Source organism: Tabrizicola sp. T46 (assembly GCF_057219895.1).
In genome coordinates this window covers 511532-536945 of the sequence record NZ_JBXVVV010000002.1, presented here as the reverse complement: position 1 = coordinate 536945, position 25414 = coordinate 511532, and the positions used below count along the sequence as shown (strand labels likewise).

The window sequence follows — 25414 nt, the reverse complement described above, 5'->3', positions numbered from 1 at the left end:
GGCTTGGCCGGCCCCTCGGGCAGGCCTGACCCCAACGCCGCCGCGAAACTGCGGCTGGACAAATGGCTGTGGCAGGCGCGGTTCTGCAAGACCCGCGCCATCGCCGCCGACCTGATTTCGCAGGGCCATGTCCGGGTGAACGGCACCCCCGTCAGCCGTCCCGGGCGCGACATTGCCGCCGGCGACGTGCTGACCTTCCCGCAGGGATCGCGCATCCGTGTCATCCGCATCCTCGCCCTCGGCCAGCGCCGCGGCCCGGCAACCGAGGCGCAGGACCTGTACAGCGATCTTGACAGTGGCGCCACGACGCACCACCTGCTTGAATGATCGGCCCGCCTGCACTAGCAAGCACCTGACACACCGGATCAGAGCCAGCCCATGACCTATATCGTCGTCGACAACTGCATCGCCTGCAAATACACCGACTGCGTCGAGGTCTGCCCGGTGGACTGCTTCTACGAAGGCGAGAACATGCTCGTCATCCACCCCGACGAATGCATCGACTGCGGCGTCTGCGAACCCGAATGCCCTGCCGATGCCATTCGCCCGGACACAGAACCGGACATGGAGAAATGGGTGGCCTTCAACCGCAAGTATGCGGTCCAGTGGCCGGTGATCGTGACCAAGAAAGACCCGCTGCCCGGTTATGAAGAGCGGGACGGCGAAACCGGCAAGCTTGAGAAGTACTTCTCCGAAGCTCCCGGCGCCGGCGGCTGACCTCAGGTCCGATTCGCCCGATTCGCGTCACTAACCTCTCACAGCTTCGCGATAGCCAAGCGTTTCCAGCCTGTTACAAGCCTGCAACCGCTTGCGAGGCCAGTTGGATTCCGTGCCATTTTGTGTTATGGTTTGTTTACAAACAAGTATGGAAGCCTGCCTGTCGGCTTAGCGCTTAACGCCTGAGCCCTTGTTCCTAGTGACATTCCAACTCCACGCACCAGGGCTTGGGCGCTTTGGTGGGCGGAGTTTGTCGCGGAAACAGGCTGACGAACTGGGGAACTCTGAATGACCAAGTCGAAGAAGCCTGAATTCCGTCCGAACGATTTCGTGGTCTACCCCGCGCATGGCGTGGGCAAGATCATGTCGATCGAAGAACAGCAGATCGCCGGGATTCAGCTGGAGCTTTTCGTCATCTCCTTCGAGAAGGACAAGATGACCCTGCGGGTTCCCACTCACAAGGCCATCGACATCGGCATGCGTGCCCTTTCGGCCCCCGATGTGGTGACCAAGGCGCTAGACACGCTGAAGGGCAAGGCCAAGGTCAAGCGGGCGATGTGGTCGCGCCGCGCCCAGGAATATGAGCAGAAGATCAACTCGGGCGACCTTCTGTCGATTGCTGAAGTGGTCCGCGACCTCCACCGTGCAGACGACCAGCGCGAACAGTCCTATTCCGAGCGTCAGCTTTACGAAGCCGCGCTTGAACGCCTGACCCGCGAAGTCGCGGCCGTGTCCGGCGTGGACGAGGCTGGCGCGGCCAAGCAGGTCGACAGCGTGCTTCTCGGCCGCGCGGCCTGATCGCCCGCCAGAACAAGGCCGCCGCTTCCCCGGGAAGCGGCGGCTTTTTCATGTTTCAAAGCCAGCGGCGGACCTGCGTACAGTAGGCGTCATAAGCCGGGCCAAAGCGGACGCGCATCGCCGCTTCTTCCGGCAGGATCTGCAACCGGTCCAGCCACAGCACCAGCAGCAGCGGCCCCGCCCAGACCCAGGTCCCGCCCAGAAGCAGCGCCCAGGCCGCCAGCAGCAGCGTCAGGGCGACATACATCGGGTTCCGCGACCATCGGTAGATGCCGCCGGTCACCAGGGCCGAAGCGCGGTCGATCTGCACCGGGTTGATCGTGGTCTTTGCCTGCCGGAACGCTCTCAGCGCAGGAAAGCCGAAGGCCCCGGCCGCCATGAAGACCAGAAAGGCCAGCGCCCAGCGTAAGGGGTCCGGCGCGGGCCAGCCGGCCGCCAGACCCATGACCAGCGCCAGCGCCATCGTCAGGATTGGTGGCGGAATGCGGTTCTTGAGCATCGCGCTACTCCGCCAGAACCGGAGCGCCGTGATCCAGCCGCCAGCGCCCATCCTCGGCTGACAGACGTGGGCGTGGGGCTGCGGGGAAGGCGTGTGCCCGGGCGTAGGCGTCGATCCTCAGGCCCGGGACCAGGGGCAGCACGGCCATGCGCGCCAGCATCCGTGCCCGGTTGACCAGCGTCGGCTGGGCGAAGGGCCGGGCAGCATAGCGCCGGGCGATGGTCTCGAAATCCTCTGCCGGGCGACCGGTCAGCCGGGAAACCACATCCGTCACCGCCTCGCCCAGTTCGAAGGCCCCGGCCTTGTGGTCGCGCACGTAGTCGCGCCAGCTCAGCGCCTCGTGCGGGTTCACCCCGTCCAGCCGCGCGACCTTGAGGAACATCGCGAACGGCAGTTTCATGGCCCGCACCCGCCGCCCCGTCGCCCGGCCGATGGCCGCCGCCATGTCGTTCCCCGAGAGAAGCCGCGGCCCCGTCGGCCGCAGCCGCTGCCCGGCAAAGCGCGCCGGGTCCGCCAAGATGGCAGCCACCGTCGCGGCGATATCCTCGGTCGACACGGGCGCCGAGCGGCTGTCTCCCGTCAGCACCGGGAACATGCCCAGAAGCGTCGCCATGTCGATCACCCGCAGGAAATTGTCGGCGAACATGCCGGGGTTCACGATCACATGCGCCACCCCCGGCAGCCGCGCGAACATCCGGTCAATCAGCCAGGTCTCGCGCGTCAGGATCGAAGGATGCGCGGGGTGCGACAGCCATTGGCTCATCTGCACAACCGCCTCAAGCGACGACCCCTCCGCCGCCGCCGCGAAGGCCGCCGCCGCCTGCGTGGCGTGGGGCGCGAAGATCGGCACGTAATAGGCGCGGTGCACGCCCTGCAATGCCGCCGCCAGCTGGTCCGGGTCATGGGCCGAGGCCACGGCAATCTCGGCCCCCAGCCGCTCCAGCCGCGCCGTCCGCGCATCCCGCCCCCGCGCCAGCGCCCGGACTGGGTAGCCCTGCCGCACCAGCGCCTCCACCACCGCCCCGCCGGTCTTGCCCGTCGCCCCGGTCACCAGAATCCTTGGCTTCGACATCTGATCCTCCATTTAGATGATGCTTGTCATCTATTATGGATGATATACAACATCTAAACTGTCAAGCGGGAGCGTCAGCCATGCGGATGTCGGCGGAAGCAAAGGATCAAAGCCGGGCGCGGATCTTGGCGGCGGCGGGGCGGATGTTTCGCGACCGCGGGATCGAAGGCGCAAGCCTGAATGACATCATGGCCGCTGCGGGGATGACGCATGGCGGCTTCTACCGGCACTTCGCCGGCAAGGACGACCTCCTCGCCGAGGCCCTGGCCGAGGCTTTCGCGCGCTTTGCCCCAATGTCAGGCGCAACGGAGTTTCGTGACCGTTATCTCTCGCCCGACCATGTCGCGACCCCGGCTGAAGGCTGCCCCGCCGCCGCCCTCGGCCCCGAGATTGCCCGTGCCGGCCCGGCCGTGCGCACGGCCTTCGCCACCGGACTGGAACAGGTGATCACTGGCCTCGCCGCAGAGCCAGAGGCGCGGGCAGGTGCCCTTCGTGACCTCGCGCTCATGGTCGGGGCCGTCATCCTCGCCCGCGCGGCAGGAGAGCCCCTTGCAGGGGAAATCCTCGCCGCCGCTCAGACCGCGAAATAGTGCTCGCCCGGAAGGTAGGCCGCCAGCCGGCCCGCCGCGCACCAGTCGCGCTCCAGCCCAAGGTCGCCCACAAGGATCACCTGGTCCGACGGCACCTTGCCCAGTGCCGCCCGCACCCGATCCCGCATCTCGGCAAAGCCCGCCAGCGCAAAGGGCGCCGGGTGCACCCCGTCCAGCACCGGATTGGCCGCAGCGACCATCCCCGGCGTCAGGGGTGCCACCGCCAGGGCCAGCCGCCCGCACCGCACTTCAGCCAGCTTCATCGCCCGCCCGTCCGGCATCGCCGGGCGCAGCACGGACACCCGCAAGGCGTTGGAGGAAAAGAGAAACGCCACCACGTCATGCCCCGTGGCCGCCCTGACCCCGGCATAGGTCCGGTAATCAAGCCCCAGTTCCTTCGCCCGCTTCACCCGCAGGCGCACCACCTCGATCGGCAGCGTCGGCACCAGCCGCGCGCGCGCCGCCGACCAGCAGTGCTTCCGCCAGGAGACCCCGCCCTCCAACGACGGCCCGCGATTGTGCCCGATCCCGGTCATCAGAAACCCCGAAGAGTTTGACTCAAATTCGCGCTTCCTTTCTGCCCAAGTATCCCACGGGGGTGCGGGGGTGTGAAACCCCCGCTCAGCCCTCAGTCATACTCGCGCAGCCGCGCCACATAGCGCGCCATCGTATCGACCTCGAGGTTCACGCGGTCCCCGACCTTGACCTCGCCCCAGGTCGTCGCGGTCTGGGTATGGGGGATGAAGTTCACCCCGAACTCCGCTCCCTCGACCTCATTCACGGTCAGCGAGGTGCCGTTCAGCGCGATCGACCCTTTTGGCGCGATGAATCGGGCCAGTGTCTCGGGCGCGCGGAACCGCACCCGCACCGACCCGCCCTCGGGCCGCACCGCCACCACCTCGGCCAGCCCGTCGACATGGCCCGAGACGATGTGTCCGCCCAGCTCGTCCCCTACCTTCAGCGCGCGTTCCAGGTTCACCCGTTTGCCCGGGCCCCAGGTCCCGAGATTGGTCTTCGACACCGTCTCGCCCGAGATCTCGACGTCGAACCAGCCCTCCGGCTGATCGCCCAGCGCGACGACCGTCAGACAGACCCCGTCGCAGGCGATGCTGGCGCCGATGTCGATCCCCGCGACGTCATATCGCGTCGCGATCCGGGCGCGCAAGTCGCCCGCACGCTCGGTCGATACGATCCGGCCGATATCGGTGACAATTCCGGTGAACATGGGCGCCCCCTTTTCCTTCCCCCGACCTAAGCCGATGGCCCCACCCTTGCAAGCCTGCGGCGGGGGTGGTCTTGATCTCTTCACCTTTTCTCACGAATTCTGCTGTAGTTTCCCGCCAGACACCCACCCGACCCCCTCAGCCGGACCGCCCGCTTGACCGCAGCCCCCCGCCGCTTCCTTTTCCTGCAAGGCCCGCATGGGCCCTGGTTCCACCGGCTGGGCGGCCTTCTGCGCGCCGCGGGGGCCGAGGTCTGGCGTGTCGGCTTCAACCTCGGCGACCGCGTCTTCTGGCCGGGCCCTGGCTATATCCCCTTTACCAGCGGGCATGACGACTGGCCCCACACCTGCCAAAGCCTCCTTGACCAGCACCGGATCACCGATCTGGTGGTCTACGGCGACACCCGTACCATCCACGCCCAGGCGATTGCCGAGGCGCGGAAGCGGGGCATCACCATCCATGTGTTCGAGGAAGGCTACCTCCGCCCCTACTGGATCACCTACGAACGCGGCGGATCGAACGGCAACTCCCGGCTGATGGGGCTGGACCTGCCCACGATGCAGGCCGCGCTGGCGAAGGTCGACCTTGACCTGCCCGACACCCCGGCCACCTGGGGCGACATGCGCCAGCACATGTTCTGGGGGGCACTCTACCACGGCTTCGTCGCCCTCGGCTTTCGCGCTTATGCCAACTTCCGGCCGCACCGGGCACTGACGGTCGGGCAGGAATTCCGCCTCTATCTCCAGCGCTTCCTCCTCATGCCCTTTCACCGGCTGGAACGACGGCTGGCAACCTGGCGCATCCGCGGCGGCGGCTTTCCCTACCACCTCGCCATCCTCCAGCTTGAACACGACGCAAGCTTTCGCGACCATTCGCCCTTCGCCAGCATGACGGACTTCCTCGCCCTGGTGATGGACGGCTTCGCCAAAGGCGCCCCCCGGCATCACCACCTTGTCTTCAAGGCGCATCCGCTGGAAGACGGCCGCGTTCCCCTGAAACCTGAGATCCGGCGCCTTGCCGCGCTTCACGGTCTGGCCGACCGTGTGCATTTCGTGCGCGGCGGCAAACTGGCCGAACTTCTGAACGAGGCGCGGTCTGCCGTCACGGTGAACTCCACCGCCGGCCAGCAGGCGCTGTGGCGGGGCTTGCCGCTGCGCAGCTTCGGCGCGGCGGTCTATGCCAAGCCCCAGTTCGTCTCGACACAACCTCTGGACGAATTCTTCGCCGCGCCCGTCCGCCCCGATACCCGCGCCTATCGCGACTACCGGCACTTCCTCTTGGAAACCTCGCAGGTCGTCGGCGGCTTCTATTCCTCACGCGGCAGGCGGGCGCTTCTGCGGCAACTCGCCGACATGATGCTCTCGCCGGATGATCCCTATTCGGCCCTGCAATCGGGTTCTGCCGCACCACGGCAAAAGTTGCGGGTTGTCCGCTGAAATGGCGGCATGGCGCTGGCAAGACCGGATTGCATCCGCTAGTGTTCGCGCAAAAGGCGAAAAAGAACCTTCGGGGGCGTCCGTGTCAGGAATTTCAAGCGTCGCGTATCGGGCCTTGCTTCCGATATCTGTCCTTTTCATCCTGGCGGCCTGCGATCTTCCCCGTTCCGGCCCGACAAAGAACGAAATCTTCGGCAAGGGCACCGACACTCAGGGCGATGCCTTCATCGTCAACGTCACCCGCAGCGTGGCCGAGACCACCGATGTCGTGCCGCGCCTTGGGTTCAGCGAGGCGTTCCGCAACGCCGCACTGATCCCCTCCGACGTCATCGCGCCGGGCGACAGTCTTTCGATCACCGTCTATGAAAACGTCAAGGACGAACCCCTTCTCGGAAATTCCGGGCAGCGCATCTCGGCGCTGAACACGGTTCAGGTCGATGGCGAGGGGTTCATCTTCATTCCCTATGCCGGACGCATCCTCGCCGCGAACCAGACGCCCGAGGGGCTGCGGCAGACGATCACCCGCCTTCTCGAAGGCCAGACTCCCGACCCGCAGGTTTCGGTGGTGCGCACTGCCGGCACCGGGTCCAGCGTGTCGATCTCCGGCCAGGCCACCGGCGCGGGGGTCTTCCCGATCGAAGCCTCGACCCGGACGCTCGCCACCATGCTCGCCAAGTCCGGTGGCGTCACCGTCGATCCGGGGATCGCCATCATCCGTGTGACGCGCGGCAACCAGACCGGTTCGGTCCGGCTGTCGGACCTCTACAGCAACCCCAAGCTCGACATCGCCCTGCGCCCCGGCGACAAGATCGTGGTCGATGCCGACAGCCGCAATTTCGTCGCTTTGGGCGCGACCGGCGGGCAAAGCCTTGTGCCGTTCGAATCCGAACGGCTCTCCGCGCTTGAGGCGATCGCCTCCGCCGGCGGCCTTTCCACTGCGACTGCCGATCCGACCGGCATCTTTGTCTTCCGCGACGAGGATCCCGCAGTCGCCAATGCCGTCCTCGGACGCAGCGATCTGGTCGGCCCGCAGCGCATGGTCTATGTCTTTGACCTGACCGAGCCTTCCAGCATCTTCGAGGCGCGCGACTTCCAGATCCGCGACGGCGACACGCTTTACGTGACCGAGGCCCCCTTCGTGCAGTGGCAGAAGACGCTCAGCGCCATCACCGGCTCGACCGGGACGGTCTCGACGCTGACCAACTCGGTCAACGCGCTGAACGGAAGCAACTGACGACGCCCCGAAAGGCGCAAGCCATGGAGACGCCCCTGCCGGGGGTTCCCCGACGCCTCTGGCACCAGAACCTGTCCTTCCTGCGCGACGCCCGGCTTCACCGGATGCTCGCGCTCGCCGGGCATGAGCTGCGCTTCGGACTTCCAGGCCCCGGTGACGGTGTCCTCGTCTGGGGCCACAGCCCGACCGCCTGGCGGGGTGAGGTGGTTGCTGCGCGCCGGGCGGTGCCGCTGGTCCGGGTTGAGGATGCCTTCCTGCGCTCGGTCCACATGGGCCGGACAAGGCGCGAGCCACCGCTGGGCCTCCTCGTGGATCCTATCGGCGTGCATTTCGACAGCAGCGCCTCGTCGTGGATGGAGCAGATCCTTGCATCTCATGACTTTCATCAATCGAACATTCTCGACGCCGCGAGGCTTCAAATGGCCCGCTTGCAGCACCTCGACTTATCAAAATACAACATTCACGACCCAAGCCTGCCAATCCCGGACCCCGGCTACGTCCTTGTGATCGACCAGACGCGCGGCGACGCCTCAATCCGCCACGGCAACGCATCGGATGCCACCTTCCGCGACATGCTGGCGGCGGCCCTGCAGGAAAACCCGGACGCGCGGATCGTCATCCGCAGCCACCCGGAGACCAGCGCTGGCCTCCGCCCCGGTCACTACGGCGCCGCGGATGCCGGCGACCGGGTCAGCCTCTTAGCCGCGCCGGTCTCACCGCACCGCCTTCTGACTGGTGCCGCCGCCGTCTATACCGTTTCATCCCAGATGGGCTTCGAGGCGTTCCTCCACGGCCACCGCCCCCATGTCTTCGGCCAGCCCTTCTACGCCGGCTGGGGCCTGACCGACGACCGCCAGCCCCTTCCCCGCCGCACGCGCCGCCTGACGGTAGAAGAGCTCTTCGCCGGGGCAATGATCCTCGCCCCCCTCTGGTACGACCCCTGCCGCGACCGGCTTTGCAGCCTTGACGACGTCATCGACCAGCTTGAGGCCGAAGTGCGCACCTTCCGGGCCGACCGTCAGGGCCATGTCGCCGCCGGCATGCGGCTCTGGAAACGCCCGCGCCTGCAAGAGATCTTCGGTGGCACCCGCGCGCTCAGGTTCCAGGACGATCCCGCCAAGGCCGATGCGCTGGCCCGCCAGACCGGGCGGCACCTTCTCCTCTGGGCCGGCAAGGAACCGGCGGGCTTTGCCCCGAACTCCACCTGCCTCAGGGTCGAGGATGGCTTCCTGCGCTCACGTGGGCTTGGCGCAGAACTCGTGCCGCCCCTCAGCCTCGTGACCGACACCCTTGGCATCTACTATGACCCCACCCGTCCCTCGCAGCTTGACGCCCTTATCGCCGCCCCCCTTCCCCCGGGGGGCCGAACCCGGGCCGAACGCCTCCTTGCGCGCCTGCGGACTGAGGGGCTTTCGAAATACAACCTCGCCTCCGCCCCGCTCCCCCCGCTCCCCGAAGGCCACCGCATCCTCGTGCCGGGGCAGGTCGAGGATGACGCCTCGATCCTGAAAGGCGCGGGCGCGGTCAGGACGAACCTCGCCCTCCTTCAGACCGTGCGGGCCGCCAATCCCGGGGCGGTGGTGATCTACAAGCCGCATCCTGACGTGCTCGCCGGCCTTCGCAAAGGGGCGATCCCGGCCGACCAGTTGCAGGGCCTCGTCGACCTCATCCTCACCGAAGCCGACCCCGCCGCCCTCCTCGCCAAGGTGCAGGAGGTCTGGACGATGACCTCACTTCTTGGGTTCGAGGCGCTGATCCGCGGCGTCCCCGTCACCTGCCTCGGCGCACCCTTCTACGCGGGCTACGGCCTCACGCGCGACCTCAGCCCCGTGCCCCCCTGGCGCAAGCCCGCCGACCTCAGCACCCTCGCCCATGCCGCGCTGATCGCCTACCCGCGCTACTGGGACCCGGTCAGCCGCCGCCCCTGCCCGCCCGAAGTGGCGCTCGACCGTCTCGCCACGGGCGAAGTGCCGCATCCGGGGCGGATGAACCGGCTTCTTGCAAAGCTGCAGGGCCGGTTCGCCGGCCACGCCTGTCTCTGGCGTTAGCGCACCAGCCGCCAGAACCGCCACATCAGGCTGGCCGCCGCGCAGACCAGCCCGATGACCAGCCCGAACCACAGGCCGACGCCGCCATGGCCCAGTGGGAAGGCCAGCACATAGCTGCACGGGATGCCGATCAGCCAGTAGCTGACCGCCGCCAGCCACATCGGCACCCGGGTATCCTGGATGCCGCGCAGAAGGCCCAGCGCGATCACCTGCATCCCGTCGGCCAGCTGGAACAACGCCGCCACCGCCAGAAGCACCACGCCATAGGCGAGGATCGCGGCACTTTCCGGCTTCGCCATGTCGAGGAAAAGCCCCACGATGGGGCCAGGCACGGCGAGGAACAGCGCGACCGAAGCCAGCGCCACCCCCAGCGAGATCACAATCGCCACCTTCGCCGCCCGCCGCAGCGCCACGCGGTCCCCCACGCCGTCGAAATGCGCCACCCGGATCGTCGCGGCGCTCGACAGGCCCACATGCAGCATGAAGGTCAGCGCCGCCACCTCCAGCGCGATGCCGTGGGCGGCAAGCTCCACCGTCCCGATCCAGCCCATCATCAGCGCCGAGGCCTGGAAAAGCCCGCCCTCCGCCAGCCCGGTCAGCCCGATCGGCACGCCCAGCCGCCAGACCTGCCGCATCGCATGCCAGTCCGGCCGCCAGAACCGCTGCCAGAGGTGAAACCGCCGCAGGTCCGCATGCAGCCCTGCATAAAGCCCCAGCGCAAGAAGCGACGCCACCTGCGTCACGATGGTCGCCACCGCGGCCCCCTGCGCGCCAAGCTCGGGGAAACCGCCGTTGCCGAAGATCAGAAGCCAGTTGACCAGAATGTTCACACCGACCGCCCCGATCGTCACGAACAGCACGGCCTGCGTCCGTCCCAGCGCCGAAAGATAGCTTTGCAAGACCGTCAGGCACAGCGCCGGCACGAGGCCAAAGCCCACGACCCGCAGATACCCCTGCGCCACCGCCGCCACCTCGGGGTCCTGCCCCAGCGCCAGCAGGATCTCACCCGACCCCCAGAAGACCGGCAGCAGGACGAAGCCGAGGGCGATCGACAGCCACAGGCCCATCCGCGTGTCGCGCCGCACCTGTGCCTCGTCCCCCCGCGCAACGGCCGAGGCGACCATCGGCATCACCGCCTTGGCAAACCCCGACCCCAGCACATAGATGATGAAAAAGCTCGATGCCCCCAGCACCACCGCCGCCAGCGGCAAGACGCCATACCAGCCGACCATCACCACGTCGGTGACATGCAGCGCCATCTGCGCCAGCTGCGCACCGGCAAGCGGCAGACCCAGCGCGAGCGTCTCTCTCGCGTGGGTGGTCTTGGTCATCTGGTCGGTCATGGGTCGCAGGCTTACGCGCCCCGCCCGCGCTTCACAAGGCCGGGCCTTACTGCCCCGGGGTCAGAGGCTTTGCGCCAGAAGGCCCAGCGCGGCCGCCGCGATCACCCCGCCAAGCCCAAGCTCGACCACCGGGATCGCCCGCGCAACCCGGCCCTGCGGCAGGGCGGCAAAGGCCCCCTCCCGCGCCCAGACGGCCATCACCGCTACGCCGATCGTGACCGCCGCCGTCCCAAGACCCATCACGAAGGCACCGACCACGCCCGCCATCGCGATCCCCAGCTGCCAGGTCAGGATCAGCACGAAAAGCGCGCCCGAACAGGGCCGCAGGGCAATGCCTGCCACAAGCGCCAGAGCGTCGCGAAAGCTGCGGACCCCCTCCACCTCCTCGATTGTCGGGCCATGGGCATGGCCGCAGTCCGGCCCGTGAACATGGCCCGCGTCCTCTGTGCCGTGGCCATGCGCATGATGCGCGTGACCGTGCGCGTGATCCTTGCCGTGGTGGTGATGTTCGTGACCGTGATCCGCGTGATCGTGGTGGTCGTGGTGATGACCCGCTCCAGCCGCAACGGCGACAGCGTGACCCCCTCCGGCCGTCGCCTGCCGCCGCAAACCTCCGATCCCCCGCCAGACGAGCCAAAGCCCAAGCCCCGCGATCATCGCATGGCCGACCGGGGTCACCCAATCCTCGGCCGCCGTCTCGACCGCACCGCGCGTCAGGCCCAGAACCGCCACCAGCGCATAGACCAGGGCCACCGCGACGGCCGCCTGCGCCAGGCTGGAGATCAGCGCCAGACCGGCCAGCCGGCCGACCGGCACCCGCCGCGCCACGCCATAGCCGCCGATGATCAGCTTGCCATGTCCGGGTCCGGCGGCATGCAGCACCCCGTATCCCAGGCAGACCGCCCAGAACGCCATCAGCGCCCCCGGCTCATGCGCCCGGAGCGCCCGGATCGCCCCGGCCAGCTGGTCCTGCGCCGCGCGCTGCGCCGAGGCGACCCAAGCGGCAACCCCGTCCAGCGCACCGGTCAGCCACAGAAGGCCAAGGCCCGCCACCAGCGCCAGCCCGGTCAGCATCAGGGTGCGGCGCATGTGACCCGCACTTCCTCGGCGAACTTCGCCCCCACGGCCGGGAACTCGGCCTCGAGGTCGATGTCCGGCGTGTATTCGGAGAGGGCCGCCAGAAGCTCCTGTTCGGCGGCATCAAGATCGGGAACGAAGACCTGCGCCTTGCAGCCCTGTCCGCCGGTCACGACCGGATCAGTCGGAATGGTGTAGGCGACATAGTAGCCGGGATCGTAAACCTGCACGACCAGCGGAGTCCCCGTTACCGGAACCGGTGCATCGAAACTCCGCAGATGGGTCGAGGTGATCTTCCCTTCGGCATAGCTCGCGGTCCAGTCCTTCGGGCGCGACAGGGCCAGCGGCGCCTCGCCCAGAAGCGCATAGGTATCGCCGGGAAAGCCCGGGTCCCAGTTCATGTCGAACCCTGAAAGCCGCGCTTCTTCCTCGAGGGTCAGCTTGCCGTCCCAGTCCGGGTCCAGCCCCATGTCGCCCACGACGTAAAGGGAATAGAGGTCGTCATAGGTCCAGCTGATGCGCAGGCCGGTCGCTTCGTTCCGGTCGTTCAGGATGACCTCGACCCCGGCATCGATCCAGACATGCGGATGCGCCAGCGCAGGGGCGGCACCCGCTGTCAACAGCCCTGCGATAAGAACGGCCCGCGTCATGCAGGGCAAGGTAATGTCCCGCCCCGCGCCTGCCAAGGGCACGTCTTTCACCCCCGCTGCATCGCCGGATGCGTGGCCGCGTCGTAGATGTCCGGCACAGTCCCCAGAACCTGCGCCGCCCGCCCGACGATCAGCGGATCAGGCGTGCCGATCACTGCATGGTCCTTGTTCGGGTAATCAACCGTCGACAGGAAATGCCGCATGCAGTTCAACCGCGCCCGCTTCTTGTCGTCCGACTTCACGATCACCCAGGGCGCGTCCGCCGTGTCGGTGTAGAAGAACATCGCCTCTTTCGCCTCGGTATAGTCGTCCCAGCGGTCAAGGCTCGCCTTGTCGATCGGCGACAGCTTCCACATCTTCAGGGGGTCCGTTTCCCGCGCCAGGAACCGCGCGCGCTGTTCCTCGCGCGTCACGCTGAACCAGTACTTGTAAAGCCGGATGCCCGACCGGACGAGCATCCGCTCGAACTCCGGCGCCTGGCGCATGAATTCCAGATATTCTGTCGGGCTGCAGAAGCCCATCACCCGCTCTACGCCCGCCCGATTGTACCAGGACCGGTCGTAGAAGACCATTTCGCCCGCCGTCGGCAGGTGCGCAATGTAGCGCTGGAAGAACCACTGCCCCTTTTCCACGTCGCTCGGTTTCGTCAGCGCGCAGACCCTTGCATAGCGCGGGTTCAGATGTTCCATGAACCGCTTGATCGTGCCGCCCTTGCCCGCCGCGTCGCGCCCCTCCATCAGGATCACGAACTTCTGCCCGGTCTCCTGCGCCCAGATCTGCACCTTCAGAAGCTCGGCCTGCAGCTTCGCCTTCTCGGCCTCATAGGTCGCCCGGCCCATGAGACGGGCATAGGGATAGCGACCCGATTCAAATGCCTTCCGCAGACCGCTTTCGCTGACCGCAGGGAACTGCTTCGGCCCGCTTGTCTGTGCACGCACCTCGGCTTCCGGCACCGGAACGGCCTGACTGTCTTCCATCTCCGCCTCCTTCAAGGGCCGCTGCCGCGACCTCCCCCCTCATCCGGAAAAGAGCTGGCACATTTCGGCGGACGGCGCCTTGATTCGGATCAATTCCACCTTCCGGGGGCGTACAGGGCGGCAAGGGTCCAGACCTTGCCGCCCCGGTTTCAAGAACGGGATTGCTGAAATTGGGGCTGCCGCCAATCCGACGCGGCTTTCTCCCGGCTAAACGACCGGGCCGCCGGCTTCATACCCCAACTGCGGTAAGGCCGGCAATTTCACTGACCTTGCGTCAATCTGTCATGGGACTGCGCCAGCGCCGCGACTTCGTCCAGCACCGTCGGCCATTCGGAAAAGAGCAGGAGCTGCCCGTTTCCCGGAAGGATTCGCATCCGAAGATGCGGATAGTCCGCCACAAGTTCCTGCATCGTCAGGACCGGGGCCTGCGGGTCCTGGTCGCCCTGCAACAGCAGGACCGGCACCGTCGCCGCCCGCACGACCGCCGACCAGTCCTTCTCCGACCCGATGCATTCCGCGGTGAAGGCCGCATGCGCCGACCACTTCGCCGCCATGCAGACCTCCGAGCCTTCCAGCACCGCCTCCCGGATCTCGGGGCGCGAGAATGCCGCCATATCCGCCGCACTGCCGCCGTTGACCTGCCGGAAGAAGGCTTCCTTGCCCAGCCGCCGCGCCAGGCTGAAGCCCGCCTGCACCAGGAACGGCAGGACCTTCGGCGCATAGCGCGCATTGGCCAGGATGAACCGCTGCCACTTGTCCATCCGGTCATACTGCCCCGGCGTGCGGATCGGCAGCTGGCAGGCAGCCCCGACCACGCCCAGCACAAGGTCCGGGCGCCGGCCAGCAAGGTTCAGCGCAAAGCGCAGGTCCGCCCCCATCGGCACCACAACCGCGCCCTTCACCCCCAGGTGGTCCAGCACCGCCGCATAGTCCCGCGTGACGCCGTCCAGATGATCGACGCCCTTCGGCAAGGCCTCGGTCCGGCCATAGCCAGCCCGGATCGGCACGATCACCCGCATCCGCCGCAGAGCCGCCGCACGCTCGGCCGCAGCCGGCCAGCGGATCAGCCCGAAGTCGAGGTGCATGTAAAGCACCGGCACCCCGCAGGGATCACCGAACTCGATCCAGGTCAGCCGCCGCCCGTCCGGCGCCCGCATCTCCTGCGCCGGGCGCGGCAACAGCCCGCCGGTCCGAACCGCCGCCACCTCGCCTGTTGCAGGCACCGAGGCCACGTCCATCAGGCCCAGAACCACCCGCACCAGTTCCGCCTGACTGTGCGTCTCGGTCTTGGCCAGGATCGACCGCGCCTGCGTCCGCACCGTCTCGACTGAACGGCCCCTCGCCTCGGCAATGTCGCGCAAGGGCAGGCCGAGCGTAACGCCGCGCACGATCTCGACCTCTGCCGGGGTCAGCCCGAAGGCCTCCTGCACCGTCTCGGCAAATCCGTCGGGCCAGACCAGCTCGGTCGACACCACAAGCGCCAGGGGCCGCACCCCACCCCCACCCTCGACCGGACTGACCCGCAGGATCACAGGGCTTCCCGTCACCGTCGAGCGGATGCGGATCGTCACACCCCGCTCGGCCTTCCGACCCGCCACCCGGCGGATGGCGCCGGCCAAGAGACTGCGGTCCGCTTCCTCGAACGGCAGGCAGGCAAACGGCCCGCCATCCCTGATCCCGAAGGCCAGCTCCGCCGGGCGGTTCGCCGCATGGATCGTCGGGCCACCATCGCTCAGAAACGCAGCCGAGCGCGGGATGCCGGCAAGCGGTGACCGGGGGGCCTCCTCGCCTAGGGTCGCCTCGTAGCGGGCCAGGAACACCCGGGCGCGGGCCATATGCGCCTCGATTTCGGGGTCCTCCAGCGGGATCGCGGCATCCCGCAACGGCGCAGCCCGGTCCTCCCAGACCTGCATCAGCTCTTCAAGGCGGATCGGATCGATCGCCACGTCGTAAAGCCGCTCGACGATCTCGGCCCGGTGGTCGTGATCGGTCAAGGCTGCAGCGGTGACAGAGGGCCGCGACTCGGTCATGGATCAGAGGTGGAGCCTTTGTGTCGGTTCATCAAGACAAGGGCGCCGTGCAGCGCCCCCCTTCAGCTTCCCCGGACAAAGACATAGGCTTTGTGGCATAATTCAGGAGCATCCCCGATGATCACCCTTTATGGTGCCTTCCGCAGTCGCGCCTCGCGCCCGCTCTGGCTACTCTATGAACTAGGCCTTCCCTTCACCCATGTGCCTGTTCTGCAAGCCTATCGGCTGCCCGAGGCGAGCGCGCCCGGGGCGCCGCTCAACACCGCCTCGCCCGAATTCCTGAAGGTGAACCCCCAGGGCCAGATCCCGGCTTTCGTCGAGGGCGACCTGACGCTGACAGAATCGCTCTCGATCACCAACCACCTTGCCCGCACCCGTGGCGGCGACCTCGGGCCGAAGACCCCCGCCGAACAGGCGCTGATCGACCAGTGGACGCTTCTTGCCGTCACCGCCGTCGAAACCCCGGCGCTGGAAATCCTGAACGTGCAGGGCGCAGGCGGCGACAAGACCCCTGAAGGCCAGGGCCAGATCGCGATCAACGCCGAAAAGCTCCGCCGCCCCCTGAAGCGGCTCGAGGCGCATCTTGCCTCCCACCCCTATCTTGTCGGGGACCGCTTCACCGTGGCCGACATCAACCTCGGCGAATGCCTCCGCTACGCCCAGGGCCACCCGACCCTGCTGGCCGAATTCCCGGCGGTGAAGGCCTGGCTGGAGAAATGCCAGGCGCGCCCAGCGTTCCAGAAGATGTGGGCGGCAAGGATGGCCGAACCGGCGTGATCCTCGCAGGGTCGCCCGTACACTCAAAATCAATTCCCAAGCGCCGCCTACACTGGTGTATGGGTGTTTACCTTCGTGGCGACGCGCTTAAATCTGTGCTCGCTACCCGCCCGGTACTTAGGATCAATTTCAAAAACTCCAATGAAACGATAGAGAGTCCGATTCAGCTCGTCACGTGACCTTGCGATCACGATCCGACTGGTCCAGTGCTCGACGTAGTGGAAACTCTGGTCCTTGCTTCTTTCGATAATGGTCAGGCCGTCTTCAGATAAAGAGTTGTTCCAGTTCGGCTGGTCATAAAGTCTTGGGAACCAGACCGTGCTGCGCCCCTTCAGACCAATCGCGTCTTGGATGTGCAGGGGTAAATCCCAGGTGCCCCTTTGGTAGTGACCACCGGCGTATCCAAAGCAACGAAGTGCATCGCGTTGATATCGGAACGCTGCAGACGGACCCACTTCCACAAACCCGCGATCAAGGTGCGGTTTTGCGGTGAAGCGCTCGTGGTAGTTCCAGTGCCGAAACGTCTTGCTGCGAACGGCATCTTGTTTTCTTCCTCGAATGATCTCAATGAACTGATCGATCTTCTCATCAAATTCTGCGAGGGATCCGTCTCCAACTGCAATTCGATGCTCAAGAAGACTCGAGGCTTCAGCAATATCTAGTCGCCGTCTCGCATCGTTAATTCTGGCAGAATCACTTTCATGATGATCCTCATCAATCTCCAGATAGAGGTCAAGCTGAGGGAAGAAGAGGTCAGCAATGTAAAGTCTGTTCTGCTCACCGCGGATGCATTGCTGGCAGACGAATTCAATTTCAGAATCATTTAGTCTGTGAAAAATCCGATTAACTGCATAGTGTTCCCACCTTTTTGCAGCCACCTTTGCCAAGGATCGCAAGATGTAGTCTTCGCGACTCATGAGGATTCTCCATGAATGTCGACCATCCTGAAATTCGCTACAAAACACAGCCCAAAACTTGCATCAAGGCCTTGCCGTTAGTGCGTTCAAAAACAGGAAACGCCACGCGTAATGGCCCAAGCGACCAGACGCTTCACGTCCGATGGAAGCCTCTTCCTTTCTGCACAGATACCCCACGGGGGGTCCGGGGGGTGTGAAACCCCCCGGTCCGCCGCCAGCTCTATTTCACATACTTCTGCCAGTTGTGCTCTTCCTTGAACCCCAGCACCTCCCGGATCTTCCGGTTGGACAACAGCCCCTCCCGCTCCCCCACCGGCCGCGACAGGGGCACGTTCGGGAAGAAGCGCGGCAAGAGCTCTGAGTTCGGTTGCGGCACCGCGTTCTCGTCGTTCACCGCGTTGAACACCTGGAACCCGAGGCCGTCCTTTTTCAGGCACAGATCCACGATTTGCCCCAGATCGCGCGCGTCGATGTAGCTGAACGTGATCCGCCGCCGCAGCCCCGGGTCCTCGGCCAAGGGCGGGAAGAGGGTCGCATACTCATGCGGCTCGATCACGTTCCCGATCCGCAGCGCATAGACATCCGCCCCGAACCGCCGCTGCAGGCTCCGCGCCGTGACCTCGTTCACCTTCTTCGAGGTGCCGTAGGTGTCCATCGGGTCGATGTCGTAATCCTCCTCCAGCGGCAGCACCTTCGGGTCCACCACCCCGTCGCTGAAACACACCCCATAGGTCGTCTCGGATGAGGCGATGATGACCTTCCGGATCCCCATCTTCAGCGCCGCCTCGATGACGTTGTAGGTCCCGACGACGTTGACCCGCCAGGTCTCGGTATCCGGCACCATGCCATAACGCGGGACAGCCGCGAAATGCACCACCGCATCGAACAGGCGCCCCGGCCCTTCGTCCATCTCGTCATAGCCCGCATGGGTCCGCAGCGCCGAATAGACCTGCCCGGCATCGCAGATGTCGCCGATCAGGTCATGCGCCCCCGCCGCCCCCAGCGGCACCCGGTCGAAGTTCAGCAACCGGTGCCCCTCTGCCACCAGATACGGCACCACATGCCGCCCCGCCTTGCCTGACCCGCCCGTGAAGAATACCCGCATCGCCACACCTCCCCTGCTGTCCCACCCAAGCTAGGCCTCCCGCACGCCCCCGACCAGACCCCACATCTTGCGCCTCCGCCCCCTTGGGTGATCTAATGGCGGGACCCTTGCAAGGACGCCCCCATGCCGAACGACCTTCTCTCCCAGGCCGGTACCACCTATGACGCCTCCTCGATCGAGGTGCTCGAAGGCCTGGAACCCGTACGCAAGCGCCCCGGCATGTATATCGGCGGCACCGACGAACGCGCGCTCCACCACATGGTCGCCGAAATCCTCGACAACGCGATGGACGAGGCGGTGGCTGGCCACGCCAACCGCATCGAGGTCGAACTCCACGCCGACATGTCTGTCACCGTCCGCGACAACGGCCGCGGCATTCCGGTCGACCCGCACCCCAAGTTCCCCGGCAAATCCGCGCTGGAGGTCATCCTCTGCACCCTCCACGCCGGGGGAAAGTTCTCCAATAAGGCCTACTCCACCTCCGGTGGGTTGAACGGCGTCGGCTCCTCGGTCGTGAACGCGCTTTCCGACCTAATGACCGTCCAGGTCGCCCGCAACAAGGAGCTTTACGAACAATCCTTCTCCCGCGGCATCCCCCAGGGCCCCATCCAGAAACTCGGCCCCACCCCCAACCGTCGCGGCACCTGGGTCACCTTCCACCCGGACCCGGAAATCTTCGGCCACCAGACCCTGAAGCCCGCGCGCCTCTACAAGATGGCGCGGTCCAAGGCCTATCTCTTCTCGGGCGTCGAGATCCGCTGGAAATCCGCCATCCCCGACGGCGACACACCCACCGAAGCCACCTTCCACTTCCCCGGCGGCCTCGCCGACTTCCTGAACGACTCGCTCCGCAAGGTCTCCACCTACGCCGAACGCCCCTTCGCCGGTCGCGTCTCGTTCGAGGAAAAATACCAGGTCCCCGGCTCAGTCGAATGGGCGATCAACTGGACCCCCGCGCAGGACGGCTACCTCCATTCCTACTGCAACACCGTCCCCACGCCCGAAGGCGGCACGCATGAGGCCGGGTTCTGGGCCGCGATCCTGAAGGGCATCCGCGCCTACGGGGAACGCGTCAAGAACCGCAAGGCCGACCAGATCACCCGCGACGACCTCCTCACGGGCGGCTGCGCGCTCCTCTCCATCTTCATCCGCGAACCCTCCTTCGTCGGCCAGACCAAGGACCGGCTCTCCACCGAGGAAGCCGCGAAATGGGTCGAAAACGCCGTCCGCGACCATTTCGACACCTGGCTTGCCGCCGACCCGAAATCCGCCGGAGCCATCCTCGACTTCCTCGTCCTCCGCGCCGAGGAACGCCTGCGGCGGCGCGAAGAAAAGGAAACCCAGCGCAAGACGGCGACGAAGAAACTCCGCCTCCCCGGCAAACTCACCGACTGCTCCGCCAAGAACCGCGAGGGGACCGAGCTTTTCATCGTCGAAGGCGACTCCGCCGGCGGCTCCGCCAAGGGCGCCCGCAACCGCGAGACGCAGGCCCTCCTCCCCCTCAAGGGCAAGATCCTGAACGTCCTTGGCGCGGCGTCGTCAAAGCTGAACGAGAACTCCGAGATCCGCGACATCTGCGAGGCCCTCGGCGTCCAGATGGGCACCCGCTTCAAGCTCGACGACCTCCGCTATGAAAAGATCATCATCATGACCGACGCCGACGTCGACGGCGCGCATATCGCCAGCCTCCTGATGACCTTCTTCTTCACCCAGATGCGCCCCCTGATCGACAAGGGCCACCTCTACCTCGCCTGCCCGCCCCTCTACCGCCTGACCCAGGGTGCGCGGAGGATGTATGTGGCGGATGATGCCGAGAAAGAGGAGTGGCTGGCGAAGGGATTGGGAGGCAAAGGCAAGATCGACGTCCAGCGCTTCAAGGGTCTGGGCGAGATGGACGCCAAGGACCTGAAGGACACCACGATGAACCCCGCGACGCGAAAGCTGATCCGGGTGAGCATCGACGAGGACGAACCGGGGGATACCTCCGACCTCGTGGAGCGCCTGATGGGCAAGAAGCCGGAATTGCGGTTTCAGTACATCCAGGAGAACGCGCGGTTCGTGGAGGAGCTGGATCTGTGATGAGCGATAAATTCAGTATCACGAAATTCGTGCCCGAACTGCTAAAGTCGAACCCGGATCAGAGATTTACTGCTAGAGAGATCGCTCTCTGGATAATGAAAACATATCCAGACGCAACGCAGAACAAGCGGACTGCCAGTACCGCACGCAAGATGCCGCTGCACTCGGATGAAGCCATGGCGCAGCAGATTGTAGCAGAAATCGGAGCACAGCGACCAGCGCTAGAGACACGTTTTCAGGTCCGAACAACTGAAGAGCGTCCGCGCAAGTATTACTACTCTAGTATGTCGCTTGAAGATGAGGCGAATTCACTCACACTTCCTCGAACGCCAGTTGCTACAGATCCTTCGACGTTTCGGTCCTCCCCAGGCGGACAAAAGGAGTCTGATCTTTATCCAGCCTTCTGTGAGTATTTATGGAATGAGTTCTCATTATTCAGCCTTCGAATTGATGAAAAACGCTCCATGAACAATCGCGGTCAGAACGGCAATCGCTGGTTGTTTCCCGACATTGTTGCCCTGGAAGATTTGTCAAATGGCTGGGATCGTGACGTCGCTGATACCGTAAAGGAGATGGCAGAAACTAAAACGCGCTTGTGGTCCTTCGAGCTTAAACTGCATATTAACTCCACAAACGTTCGGGAAACATTCTTCCAGACGGTCAGCAACTCATCTTGGGCAGACTATGGATACTTGGTGGCAACCGAGATACAAGGTGGCCAGACTCTGAATGAATTGCGAATACTGTCGTCTTTGCATGGCATTGGACTGATCCGATTTGACGCTGTTAACCCTGCCGAAAGCCAGATTCTGCTGCCTGCATCAGATAAAAGCGCAATTGACTGGGGAACGGTGAATAGATTGGTTGAGCAGAATTCTGATTTCAGAAGATTTATCAAGCTTGTGAGGCAATTCTATCAGACTGGGGAGACCCACAGGCCTTTGTGGGCATAGCAAGCGTAAGGTGGGTTCCAAGCCACCACCTGACTAGGCCCTAGCAAGCTTGCGCGGGCGTTCGGGGCTGAAGAAAATCTATATGCTGATTTCGCCACGCAAAGTGGGCGCATCGCCGCCGCTCACCCCGTCAGATTTGGCCAAAGCAAATCTGACCGCGCCCGACCCGCCCCCCGGGGCGGGCGCGATGTATCGCCCCTCCAGGCCCTCGGCAGTGGCCTCGGGCGTTCGACGCTGAAAACGGTCCACTGGACCGTTTTCGCCCCGGTAAGGCCGGGGCCGCGTCTCACCCCCGCGTGCTGGTCGCGGTCAGCTTTGCACCATGGCGTTGCACAGCAAGCGTAGGGGTTCCACCCGACCAAACCCCGCGCCCGGATGGTGGGGTGAAACCCCACCCTACGACCCACCCTTAGGTCGGGCTTCAGCCCGACTCTCCCCGCCGCAGCGCACGGCGCCTCCCCGTGGCGCGGCCACCCCGGCGACCCACCCCACCGATTCGACCCGCATGGTTAACGCCACTTCCGCCCACCGCGCGTAGAGACGGAAGGAAGACACAAGGAAGACACAAGGAAGACGGAATAAAGACCGCTCCGCCCCAGCCAACCCATTGAAATGCATGGCCCGTTCGCCACGCAACGATGAAACTTGACCGATGCGCTTTCCCCGGCCACCCTCCCCCTGACCGTCGCAGCCCGGGATCCGCCCATGCTCCTCCGCGCCCTCGCCCTTTCCCTCCTCATGGCGGCCCCCGCCGCGGCCGAGGCGATCTGCAACCCCGCCCGGGGCACGGCCCTGACCGTCACCGGCGTCGCCGCGAATGACACGCTGAACATGCGCCGTGGCCCCTCATCGCGTGAGGCCATCGTGTCGCAGATCGGGCCCAACGAACGCGGGGTCACCGCCACGGGCCGCGTCTCCTGGGCGCCGGGGCAATGCACGAACACCTGTTCGGGCGCAGAAGGCGGGTTGAACGACCGGGGACGAGCCATTGCGTTCGGCTGCAAGGCTGACGGCAACATCTGGTATGAGGTGCGCCGGTCCAACGGGGCCACCGGCTGGGCCTCGGCCCGGTTCCTCGACCTTGCGAAGGGCGGTCTCGGGATGACCAAGCCGTCGAAACCGGTGATCGAGGCCCGGGCGCGCTTCACCTGCCTGAATGGCGGCCCGATGACGGTCGAGGTCCATGAGGGCGGCGGGCAGGCGGATGTGAAGATCGGCGGCCAGACATACCGGCTGCAGCGGGTGGCCGGAAGCCTGCGCTATTCCTTCCAGTCCCGCGACGGCGCGCGCCTGCGGGGTGGCCGCGACCTTGTCGAATGGCGTTTTCCCGACGGCCTCCGGCTGAACTGCATCGGCGGCTAGCCAAGGGGCAGTCGGCGGCGGATACTCCAGCTAAACTTTTGATTCAGAGCGATTATTCCACCAGAGACGAGGCTCAGATGATGGCCGCCTCCACCATCGCCTGACCTGCAGCGATCCGATCATAGTGGAACGGAGTCAGGTCAAGGGTCCGGTAGCCGCCTTGCAGGATCCACTCCGCCGTCCCGCGCCCCATCGCGGGGGATTGCTGCAGGCCGTGGCCGGAAAAACCGTTCAGGAACAGGAAGTTGGAAACCACCGGATGCGGCCCGGTCACCGCGTTCTGGTCCAGCGTGTTGTAGTCGTAATGGCCGACCCATTCGCTGAGTACCTTCACCGCCTCGAAGGCCGGGATGCGGGTGGCGATGGCGGGCCAGACCTTCTCGTCCCAGATCGCGTAGTCCATTGCAAAATCGTCGAAATCCGCCGCAGGATCGTGGTCGGCATGGCCCCCGATCATGTAGGTCCCGCCCCCCACCTCGCGCATGTGGACGCCCGAGGGGTCAATGGTCAGGGGCAGCGGGCGGTCCAGCGGGCGCTCGGCCTGGATGACCCAGGTAAAGCGGCGGCGCGGTTCGACCGGCAGGGCGATCCCCGCCATCGCCGCCGTCCGCGCCCCGCGGGGACCGGAGGCGTTGACGACCACGCCGCAGCCGATCACCCGCCCAGACCGCAGCGTGACCGAGACCACCCGGTCGCCTGAGGGCGAGAGGGTCATCGCCACCACCTCGTCCGCCACATACTCTACCCCGGCCTCACGCGCCTGGCGGCGGAACCAGTCGAAGACGGTGGAGCCGTCGAAGTAGCCCTCGTCCCTGGTATTGATCGACCCAAGGTCGAGATCGTCCACGTGGTAGAAGGGAAATTCGGCGGCAATCTCGTCCGGCGTCAGCAGCCGCGTCTCGGCGCCGGCGGCAAGCTGGACCTTTTGGTTTGTCCGAAGCACATCCGAAAAGGCTTCGTTATCAGACAGATAGAGATAGCCGAAGTTCTGGATTTTCAGGTCGGGCACGCGCCCGTCGTCCCCCATGAAGCCGCGCAGGTTCTGCACGAACTCGGCCCCGAATTGCGAGATGCGGACGTTGAGGTCGGTCGAGAATTGCTGGCGGATGCAGGAATTGGTGTGCGTCGTGCCGGCCTGGGCATAGGTCGGGTCCCGTTCCAGCACCAGCACCCGGCCGGAAAAGCCAAGCTTCCGCAGCCACCAGGCGGTGGACGACCCCATGATCGCCCCGCCGATGATCACCACGTCATAATGCTGGTGTCCCGGTTCCGCCTGAAAGCCCAGCATCCTGCCCCCCCGTTTGCCAAGGGGTTTAGCCCAGCCCGCGCGGGCCTTCAATCAGCCGACGCGATGCCCGGCCACCCAGACACCGCGCAGGGCCGCGGCACGGCCGATGCGAGCGACGCGGATCACGTCGGCACGGAGACCCTCGCGCAATGCGCCCCGGTCGGCGAGGCCGGTCGCCTCGGCCGGGGCCTTGGTCACCGTCGCCACCCCGCGCGCGACGTCGCCCCAGAGATCGCCAAGGAAAAGTGCCCCGGAGAGAAGCGAGGACGGCACGTAATCCGACGACAGGATGTCCAGAAGCCCCGCCTCGGCCAGTTCCCGTGCCGCGACGTTGCCGGAATGGCTGCCGCCGCGGATCAGGTTCGGCCCGCCCATCATCACCTTTATGCCATGCGCGCGGCATGCAGCGGCAGCCTCGCGCGTCGTCGGAAACTCGGCGAAATGGACACCGTGGCCGGCGCTGGTCGCGACCTGATCCGCTGTCGTGTCGTCATGGCTGGCGAGGACCGCCCCATAGCGGCGGGCCTCGGTCACCACGGCAGCCTCGTGTATCTCTCCCACCCGGTCGCGGAGTGCCTTCTGGGTGGTGACGTGATCGGCCCAGTCGGCTTCGGAAAGCCCGTACTTCCCGGTGTAGTAGTCCTTCAGCTTCGACAGGTCCCGGAACTGGCGTTGGCCCGGCGTGTGATCCATGAGCGATACGATCCCAATCTGATCCTCCGGGCCGAACTTGGCCAGCTCTTCCACCAGCGTTTCGGAACAGACCTCGGCGCGAAGGTGCAGGAAGTGGCTGATCTTCAGGGCGCCTTCGCGCCGAAGCCCGAGGATTTCATCGGCCATCGCTCGCGCGTATTCGCCGCTGCCGGTCTTGCTTGACAGGATCAATGACCCCACCCGCAGCGCATCGAAGACCGTCGTGATCCCGGTCGAGGCAAGCTCGGCGTCATGGGCGACGATAGCGGGAAGATGCGGCCAGGCGACCTTGGGGCGCGGCTCGATATGGCGTTCAAGGTTGTCGGTGTGCAGCTCGATCAGGCCGGGCAGGACAAGGTCGCCGCCGCAATCGACCGCGCCGGGGGGAATGGTGCCGCCCTCGGCAATCCCGGCGATCCGGCCTTCGGCAAGGCGCAGGCTGCCACGCAACACCTCACGCTCAAGAACCAGCGTTGCGTTGGCGAGAATCGTTTCGGTCATCGTCCGTTTTCCTGTCCTTGGATGGTGCCAAGCGCTGCGCCAACT

At 65.7% G+C, this 25414-nt stretch carries 24 protein-coding genes; 11 read left to right on the top strand and 13 right to left on the bottom strand.

The window, feature by feature from the left end:
• The first annotated feature begins 3 nt into the window (after positions 1–3).
• The 3 genes from AC2D9V_RS10230 (at position 4) to AC2D9V_RS10220 (ending at position 1515) form a co-directional block, all read left to right on the top strand.
• Entirely contained in the window at positions 4–327 is a 324-nt protein-coding gene (locus AC2D9V_RS10230; RefSeq protein ID WP_484713972.1) for an RNA-binding S4 domain-containing protein, read from the top strand.
• Between the two features lie 51 nt (positions 328–378).
• Complete coding sequence (fdxA, locus tag AC2D9V_RS10225) at positions 379–717, top strand: ferredoxin FdxA (protein WP_484713971.1); 339 nt, start codon at positions 379–381, stop codon at positions 715–717.
• Positions 718–1005: 288 nt separating this feature from the next.
• Complete coding sequence (locus AC2D9V_RS10220; protein WP_484713970.1) at positions 1006–1515, top strand: CarD family transcriptional regulator; 510 nt, start codon at positions 1006–1008, stop codon at positions 1513–1515.
• 55 nt (positions 1516–1570) lie between these two features.
• On the opposite strand, the gene AC2D9V_RS10215 is transcribed toward AC2D9V_RS10220, so the two are convergent.
• Both AC2D9V_RS10215 and AC2D9V_RS10210 read right to left on the bottom strand, forming a co-directional pair.
• Entirely contained in the window at positions 1571–2014 is a 444-nt protein-coding gene (locus AC2D9V_RS10215) for a methyltransferase family protein (protein ID WP_484713969.1), read from the bottom strand.
• Between the two features lie 4 nt (positions 2015–2018).
• The gene (locus AC2D9V_RS10210; protein ID WP_484713968.1) at positions 2019–3086 is read right to left on the bottom strand and encodes an NmrA family NAD(P)-binding protein; all 1068 of its coding nucleotides are present in this window, start codon (positions 3084–3086) and stop codon (positions 2019–2021) included.
• A 35-nt stretch (positions 3087–3121) separates the two neighbouring features.
• On the opposite strand from AC2D9V_RS10210, the gene AC2D9V_RS10205 reads away from it, so the two are divergent.
• The gene (locus tag AC2D9V_RS10205; protein WP_484713967.1) at positions 3122–3676 is read left to right on the top strand and encodes a TetR/AcrR family transcriptional regulator; all 555 of its coding nucleotides are present in this window, start codon (positions 3122–3124) and stop codon (positions 3674–3676) included.
• On the opposite strand, the gene AC2D9V_RS10200 is transcribed toward AC2D9V_RS10205, so the two are convergent.
• Positions 3661–4212 (bottom strand): hypothetical protein, encoded by a 552-nt coding sequence (locus AC2D9V_RS10200; protein WP_484713966.1) that lies wholly within the window; start codon positions 4210–4212, stop codon positions 3661–3663. The genes AC2D9V_RS10205 and AC2D9V_RS10200 overlap by 16 nt on opposite strands.
• A 92-nt stretch (positions 4213–4304) precedes the next feature.
• A complete protein-coding gene (locus tag AC2D9V_RS10195; RefSeq protein ID WP_484713965.1) occupies positions 4305–4901 on the bottom strand; it encodes a riboflavin synthase in 597 nt (198 codons plus the stop codon).
• Between the two features lie 153 nt (positions 4902–5054).
• Here AC2D9V_RS10195 and AC2D9V_RS10190 point away from each other — a divergent pair, with 153 nt between their 5' ends.
• From AC2D9V_RS10190 to AC2D9V_RS10180, 3 genes are all read left to right on the top strand, one after another.
• Positions 5055–6335: a capsule biosynthesis protein gene (locus AC2D9V_RS10190; protein ID WP_484713964.1), complete on the top strand. Its 1281-nt coding sequence runs from the start codon at positions 5055–5057 to the stop codon at positions 6333–6335.
• Positions 6336–6450: 115 nt separating this feature from the next.
• Positions 6451–7569, top strand: a complete 1119-nt coding sequence (locus tag AC2D9V_RS10185) for a polysaccharide biosynthesis/export family protein (protein ID WP_484713963.1) — start codon at positions 6451–6453, stop codon at positions 7567–7569.
• 23 nt (positions 7570–7592) lie between these two features.
• The gene (locus tag AC2D9V_RS10180; protein ID WP_484713962.1) at positions 7593–9617 is read left to right on the top strand and encodes a capsular polysaccharide biosynthesis protein; all 2025 of its coding nucleotides are present in this window, start codon (positions 7593–7595) and stop codon (positions 9615–9617) included.
• Here the strand turns inward: AC2D9V_RS10180 and AC2D9V_RS10175 are convergent.
• The 5 genes from AC2D9V_RS10175 to AC2D9V_RS10155 all read right to left on the bottom strand — a co-directional run bounded on the left by AC2D9V_RS10175 (position 9614) and on the right by AC2D9V_RS10155 (position 15694).
• Positions 9614–10960, bottom strand: a complete 1347-nt coding sequence (locus tag AC2D9V_RS10175; protein WP_484713961.1) for an MATE family efflux transporter — start codon at positions 10958–10960, stop codon at positions 9614–9616. The two genes, AC2D9V_RS10180 and AC2D9V_RS10175, sit on opposite strands and share 4 nt — an antisense overlap.
• Before the next feature lie 60 nt (positions 10961–11020).
• Positions 11021–12049 (bottom strand): nickel/cobalt transporter, encoded by a 1029-nt coding sequence (locus AC2D9V_RS10170; protein WP_484713960.1) that lies wholly within the window; start codon positions 12047–12049, stop codon positions 11021–11023.
• The gene (locus tag AC2D9V_RS10165) at positions 12034–12687 is read right to left on the bottom strand and encodes a DUF1007 family protein (protein ID WP_484713959.1); all 654 of its coding nucleotides are present in this window, start codon (positions 12685–12687) and stop codon (positions 12034–12036) included. The genes AC2D9V_RS10170 and AC2D9V_RS10165 overlap by 16 nt, the downstream gene beginning before the upstream one ends.
• A gap of 47 nt (positions 12688–12734) precedes the next feature.
• Entirely contained in the window at positions 12735–13664 is a 930-nt protein-coding gene (gene ppk2 / locus AC2D9V_RS10160) for a polyphosphate kinase 2 (RefSeq protein ID WP_484713958.1), read from the bottom strand.
• 260 nt (positions 13665–13924) lie between these two features.
• The gene (locus AC2D9V_RS10155) at positions 13925–15694 is read right to left on the bottom strand and encodes a bifunctional helix-turn-helix transcriptional regulator/alpha/beta hydrolase (protein WP_484713957.1); all 1770 of its coding nucleotides are present in this window, start codon (positions 15692–15694) and stop codon (positions 13925–13927) included.
• Positions 15695–15811: 117 nt separating this feature from the next.
• On the opposite strand from AC2D9V_RS10155, the gene AC2D9V_RS10150 reads away from it, so the two are divergent.
• Complete coding sequence (locus AC2D9V_RS10150; protein ID WP_484713956.1) at positions 15812–16471, top strand: glutathione S-transferase family protein; 660 nt, start codon at positions 15812–15814, stop codon at positions 16469–16471.
• A gap of 47 nt (positions 16472–16518) precedes the next feature.
• Here the strand turns inward: AC2D9V_RS10150 and AC2D9V_RS10145 are convergent, their stop codons facing one another.
• Together AC2D9V_RS10145 and AC2D9V_RS10140 are read right to left on the bottom strand one after the other, a co-directional pair.
• Positions 16519–17388 (bottom strand): AbaSI family restriction endonuclease, encoded by an 870-nt coding sequence (locus AC2D9V_RS10145; RefSeq protein WP_484713955.1) that lies wholly within the window; start codon positions 17386–17388, stop codon positions 16519–16521.
• A gap of 220 nt (positions 17389–17608) precedes the next feature.
• Complete coding sequence (locus AC2D9V_RS10140) at positions 17609–18493, bottom strand: NAD-dependent epimerase/dehydratase family protein (protein WP_484713954.1); 885 nt, start codon at positions 18491–18493, stop codon at positions 17609–17611.
• Between the two features lie 123 nt (positions 18494–18616).
• Between AC2D9V_RS10140 and parE the strand changes: the two genes are divergently transcribed.
• From parE to AC2D9V_RS10125, 3 genes are all read left to right on the top strand, one after another.
• Complete coding sequence (gene parE / locus AC2D9V_RS10135) at positions 18617–20572, top strand: DNA topoisomerase IV subunit B (RefSeq protein ID WP_484713953.1); 1956 nt, start codon at positions 18617–18619, stop codon at positions 20570–20572.
• Positions 20572–21525, top strand: coding sequence for a COG2958 family protein (locus AC2D9V_RS10130; RefSeq protein ID WP_484713952.1), 954 nt, complete (start codon positions 20572–20574; stop codon positions 21523–21525). Before parE ends, AC2D9V_RS10130 begins: the two co-directional genes overlap by 1 nt.
• Before the next feature lie 645 nt (positions 21526–22170).
• The gene (locus AC2D9V_RS10125; protein WP_484713951.1) at positions 22171–22887 is read left to right on the top strand and encodes an SH3 domain-containing protein; all 717 of its coding nucleotides are present in this window, start codon (positions 22171–22173) and stop codon (positions 22885–22887) included.
• Between the two features lie 73 nt (positions 22888–22960).
• Here AC2D9V_RS10125 and AC2D9V_RS10120 read toward each other — a convergent pair whose 3' ends face one another.
• Positions 22961–24175 (bottom strand): NAD(P)/FAD-dependent oxidoreductase, encoded by a 1215-nt coding sequence (locus AC2D9V_RS10120; protein WP_484713950.1) that lies wholly within the window; start codon positions 24173–24175, stop codon positions 22961–22963.
• Positions 24176–24226: 51 nt separating this feature from the next.
• Positions 24227–25369 (bottom strand): alpha-D-ribose 1-methylphosphonate 5-triphosphate diphosphatase, encoded by a 1143-nt coding sequence (locus AC2D9V_RS10115; protein ID WP_484713949.1) that lies wholly within the window; start codon positions 25367–25369, stop codon positions 24227–24229.
• Between the last annotated feature and the right edge of the window lie 45 nt (positions 25370–25414).